General features: G+C 59.9%; 5 protein-coding genes and 1 pseudogene. 3 read left to right on the top strand and 3 right to left on the bottom strand.

Translation table 11 applies throughout. The annotated features are described in order from the left end of the window. Positions 1-1218: aldehyde dehydrogenase family protein (locus JWQ61_RS21635; protein ID WP_304362336.1), on the top strand; the 1218-nt coding region annotated here is incomplete at its 5' end. 2 nt (positions 1219-1220) lie between these two features. Here JWQ61_RS21635 and JWQ61_RS21630 read toward each other — a convergent pair. After that, on the bottom strand, positions 1221-1721 hold the full coding sequence (locus JWQ61_RS21630) for a GAF domain-containing protein (protein WP_304362335.1): 501 nt from the start codon (positions 1719-1721) through the stop codon (positions 1221-1223). Between the two features lie 84 nt (positions 1722-1805). Then, positions 1806-2231: a winged helix-turn-helix transcriptional regulator gene (locus tag JWQ61_RS21625; protein ID WP_369684915.1), complete on the bottom strand. Its 426-nt coding sequence runs from the start codon at positions 2229-2231 to the stop codon at positions 1806-1808. Between the two features lie 133 nt (positions 2232-2364). Between JWQ61_RS21625 and JWQ61_RS21620 the strand changes: the two genes are divergently transcribed. After that, a complete protein-coding gene (locus JWQ61_RS21620) occupies positions 2365-3042 on the top strand; it encodes an FMN-dependent NADH-azoreductase (RefSeq protein WP_304362334.1) in 678 nt (225 codons plus the stop codon). A gap of 93 nt (positions 3043-3135) precedes the next feature. Here the strand turns inward: JWQ61_RS21620 and JWQ61_RS21615 are convergent. Next, positions 3136-3864 (bottom strand): annotated as a pseudogene (locus JWQ61_RS21615) (YoaK family protein); the annotation flags it as partial. A gap of 406 nt (positions 3865-4270) precedes the next feature. Between JWQ61_RS21615 and JWQ61_RS21610 the strand changes: the two are divergent. After that, on the top strand, positions 4271-4913 hold a 643-nt coding region (locus JWQ61_RS21610), incomplete at its 3' end, for an inorganic triphosphatase (protein ID WP_304362333.1).

The following is a 4913-nucleotide window of genomic DNA, read 5'->3' as shown; positions in this document are numbered from 1 at the left end:
TTAAGCGAAATCCTGCCGGTGATCGCCGAGGCCAATGACGCCATCCGCAAGCTGGGGCGCTGGATGAAGCCGAAGAAAGTCTGGCCGTCGCGCATGATGGCCGGCACTTCGGGGTATACCCAGTACGAACCCAAGGGACGGGTATTGATCGTGGCGCCCTGGAATTATCCGGTGAACCTGAGCCTCGGGCCGCTGGTGTCGGCGCTGGCCGCGGGTAATACGGTAATCCTCAAGCCATCGGAAATGACGCCGCATGCGTCCGCCGTCATCGGCAAGATCATCCGGGCGGTATTCACTGAAGACGAAGTGGCGCTGTTCGAAGGCGATGCGCCGGTAGCCCAGGCATTGCTGGAGCTGCCTTTCGATCACATCTTTTTCACCGGCTCGCCGGCCGTCGGCAAGATCGTCATGGCGGCAGCGGCCAAGCATCTGACCAGCGTCACGCTGGAACTGGGCGGCAAATCGCCTACCATCGTCGACGAGACGGCCGACCTGCGGGCGGCGGCGCAAAACATCCTGTGGGCCAAATTCACCAACAACGGCCAGACCTGCATCGCTCCCGATCACATCTATGTGCACGCCAGCGTCAAGGAGGCTTTCCTCGGACACTGCGTGGCGGTGCTGGAGAGCGCCTACGGCAAGGGAGCGGAGCAGGCCGGCAGCGCCAACTTGGCGCGCATCGTCAACCAGCGCCACACCGCGCGCGTCAAGAGCCTGCTGGATGACGCTACCGCGCGTGGCGCGCGGATAGTGACAGGCGGCGCGATTGACGAAGACCAGCGCTACATTGCGCCAACGCTGCTGGACGGGATTCCGGACGATGCCAAGATCATGAGGGAGGAAATCTTCGGGCCGCTGCTGCCGGTGATCAGCTACGACCAGCTCGATACCGTGATTGCGCGCATCAATGCCGAGCCCAAGCCCCTGGCGCTGTATGTCTGGAGCCGCAAGCAGGCGAATATCGCCAAGGTGATGCAGCAGACGACTTCAGGCGGCGCTTGCATCAACCATTGCGTAGTGCAGTTCTTGCACGGCAACCTGCCGTTCGGCGGCGTCAACAATTCCGGCATCGGCAGCGCCCACGGCCACTACGGTTTCCTGGCGTTCTCGCATGAGCGGGCGGTGGTGCGCACCCGCATCATGCTCGCCAAGATGTTCTATCCGCCTTATTCCAGCTTGACGCGCAAGCTGGTCGCGTTGTTCATCAAGACCGTCTGAGCTTAATCGAAATCGGTCGCTGCAACGAACAATGCAAGCAGCGCTTCCAGTCCTTGCAGGTCTTCAGGCCGGAATCGATTCAGTGTGGGGCTGTCGATATCAAGTACGCCGTATAGCTGTCCGTCTTTAATGACCGGGATCACGATTTCCGAGTTCGATGCCGCGTCGCAGGCGATGTGGCCGGCAAAGGCATGCACGTCCGGCACCAGGATGGCGCGCCGTTCCGCGGCTGCGGCGCCGCAGACGCCCTTGCCAAACGCAATCCGCGCACAAGCGACTTTGCCCTGGAACGGGCCGATCAGCAATTCCTCGCCATTCGCCTTTTTGGCCGGCTTGACCCAGTAGAAGCCGGCCCAGTTCAGGTCGGCCAGCGACTGGTAGATGAATGCGGAAAATTGTGCTGCGTTAGCCGTCTGGTCGCGCTCGTCTTCAAGAAGACTGGCGGCCTGGCGCACCAGCAGAGAATAGTCGACATCAATTTCGGCGGTGAGCGAAGCGAACATGGCAATCCTTAAAAAGTTTGGTTGATTCCGTGACTGCGGCCGGCTGGCCTGAACAAGACAGGCAGGCAGCAGTCATCTCATGATTTATTTTGGCGCGGTGAAGCGGGCCCGTTGCGACGCAGCTTCGCGCTCCTTCTCGGCGAACGCCTCACGCGCCGCCAGCATCGCTGGCCGGTGCTGCGTTGCCCAGTCATACAGCGACTGCAAGGGCACGATCAGCAGGCGTCCGAGCTCGGTCAGCTCATAGTCGACGCGCGGCGGTATGGTCGGGTACATGGTGCGGGTAACCAGGCCGTCCTGCTCCAGGCCTTTCAGGGTCAAGGTCAGCATGCGCTGCGATATGCCTTCCACCGTGCGCAGGATATGGTTGTAGCGCATCGGTCCGTGCGCCAGGGAACCGACCACCATCACGGTCCATTTGTCGCCTATGCGGCCAAGTGTTTCTGCAACGGCCCGGCATCCCTCGTGTTCAGGCTCCATGGCGCGAACAGGAATGTTCGTATCGCTCAAAATTGTGCCTCCTTGTGCAATCTTTTACGCAGCATATCATAGCGCTACGAACAAAATGTTCCTAGCGGTCGATCTGTGCGTGGCTGACGCCGCGCCAGTACCGACATTTGAAAATCCCCTCATGAGGTTAGCCATGCAAGTCTTGCACATCGATTCCAGTATTTCCGGCGCACAATCCGTCAGCCGTCAATTGTCAGCCGGCGTTGTCGCTCGCCTGAAAGAAACTTCTCCTGGCCTGGAGCTCATTTACCGCGATCTGGCGGCGGTGCCTGTGCCGCAGCAGTCGCCAGCCATCCTGTTCGCCAAGCTGACGAGCTTGCATGAAATGGGCGCGCTGTCGGGCGAGATCGACGCCATGATCGCTGCCGCGCTGCAAGGCGGCGCCCGGCCGGATGCCTCGGCGCAGTCCGAGTTCGCCACGACCAATGTCGCCCTGGATGAATTCCTGGCCGCGGACATTATCGTCGTGGGTGCGCCGATGTACAACTTTGGCATTCCAAGCCAGCTGAAAGCATGGATCGATTGCCTCGCGGCTCCCGGCAAAACCTTCAACTACAGCGCGGCAGGCGTCGAAGGCCTGGCCGGCGCCAAGAGGGTGATTATCGCTTCCGCGCGCGGCGGGATCTATTCAGCGGCGTCGCCGATGGCTTTCATGGATCACCAGGAATCGTTCCTGAAGAGCTTCTTCACTTTCATCGGCGTCACCGATCTCACCTTTGTCCGTGCCGAGGGCATCAACCTGGGGCCGGAACAAAAGCAGAGCGCGCTTGACTCGGCCTTGGCTGAGGCCGCTACTCTGAAAGCGGCATAGAACAATGAGGGATGCAAGGCCAGTGTGGTATCGAAGTCCAATTAACCGGCAGGTCTTGCATCCGATTCACACATTGCGCCGGAATTTCAGGAAATCATCGACGATGGGCACGATCGCTAGGCACATCAAGGTGGCGGCAAGCGCTGCGGTGGCGATGAAGCCTATATGTTTGAAGCCCAGCGCGCCAGCCAGGCCGCCGCTGAAAAACAGTGTGACCAGGGTCGCCAGCAGCCGCAGTTTGCCGCGGTCGGCGGTTACGTCCGGGCGCCCGTGGTCCGGCTCCAGCCGGTTCCAGTAGACCAGCTTGCCGAGTTCGATGCCGATGTCGGTGACCATGCCGGTGATGTGGGTGGTGCGGATCTCGGCTTTGGAAATCTTGGTGATGATGGCGTTCTGCAAGCCCATGATGGCGCACAGCAGTATCACGGTCATCGGCACGAACAGCCATTTATGGCCCTCCAGGTTGCCGCCCAGCAGGCCAAACACCAGCAGCAGGCTCGCTTCCAGCATCAAAGGCAGCGCAAATTCCGCCTGCAGGTCTTGCCTGCGTCCCCAGTTGATCAGCAATGCGGATGTCATGGCGCCGAACAGGAACGACAGCAGGCAAGCCAGGCCTGCCAGCATCAGTCCCAGCGAACCTAGCGCAAGATTGTCCGCCATCGAGGAAACGATGCCGGACATGTGGGAAGTGTATTGCCCGACCGCCAGGAAGCCGCCGGCATTGATCGCGCCGGCGATAAAAGACAGGAAAAACGCCAAGTGGCGGTTTGCTTGCTGGCTGCGGTCCTTGCCAGTCAGTTTTCTCAAATACGGAATCGGCATCGATGACAGTCGCTTGAGCTGGACAACATGATATTACGCCGCTGTACGCCGATTGGTTGCGTCATGTCCAACTATCGGGCGAGAGCAGGGCAGTATGAGTACAAACTGAGTACAAACGTTAAAGATTGTTATTTCATCGACATCTGGTCAACTGCGGCGTCGCGCCTTCCGTTTTTGGTGGGAAACTCTCATTCCTTCCAATCATTGCGTGCCTGACATGAAAACCTTTTTCTATTTCTATCGTTATTACCGGCAAAGCGGCTACAGCATGATTCCGGCGATGAAGCGGGCGTGCCGTTCCCGGAGCCGTGAATTCTAGAACTCCGGGCGGTTTCGATTCATTCCGGGGTAATGGCATTAAAACAATGGCTTACTGAAAGCAGCGGTTTGGAAGTATGCTTGAAGCATGGAAATCGAATTAAAACTGCTATTGGAGCCGCGGGATGTCGCCAGCTTCCGCCGCCATCCCCTGTTAACGCATTACGCCACCGGCAAGCCGCAATCGCGGCAGCTGACCAGCATCTACTTTGATACACCCGAGTTGTATCTGCAGCAAAACCACACCGCGCTGCGGGTGCGCAAAGTGGGGACGCGCTGGGTCCAGACTTGCAAGAGCGGCGGCCAGGCGGCGGCCGGCTTGCATCAGCGCCCCGAGTGGGAATCCGACATCAGCGGCGCGGCGCCTGACCTGCAGGCGTTGCGCGGACTGCTTGAGCCAGGTTCGGCGGTGGCCGCCTTGTTGTCGGCGCCAGACCTTGCCAACCGCTTGCTGCCGATATTCACGACCCAATTCAAACGCACGATCTGGCTGCTGAGGTCGCAGGCGGGGGACGAAGTGGAGCTGGCCCTGGACCAGGGTGAAATCCTCCATGGCGACAAAAGCATTGCCATCAGCGAAATCGAACTAGAGCTCAAATCCGGTGCCGCGGCGAGCTTGTTTGAGCTGGCTTTGGCCTTGCAGCAGACGCTGCCGCTGCGCGCCGCCAATGCCAGCAAGGCCGAACGCGGTTATGCCATGCATGCGCCGCGAGAGCGCGCCGTTGTCAAGG

This window comes from Collimonas fungivorans, from assembly GCF_028292705.1.
GTDB classification, from domain to species: Bacteria; Pseudomonadota; Gammaproteobacteria; order Burkholderiales; family Burkholderiaceae_D; genus Collimonas; species Collimonas fungivorans_B.
Note: the sequence above shows the minus strand (reverse complement) of the source record. Positions and strands in the feature narration are given on the sequence as shown.

Bases quoted from the DNA above. Each gene is read 5' to 3' on its own strand.
- JWQ61_RS21620 (WP_304362334.1), top strand. From the start codon at position 2,365: ATGCAAGTCTTGCACATCGATTCCAGTATTTCCGGCGCACAATCCGTC.
- JWQ61_RS21630 (WP_304362335.1), bottom strand. From the start codon at position 1,721: ATGTTCGCTTCGCTCACCGCCGAAATTGATGTCGACTATTCTCTGCTG.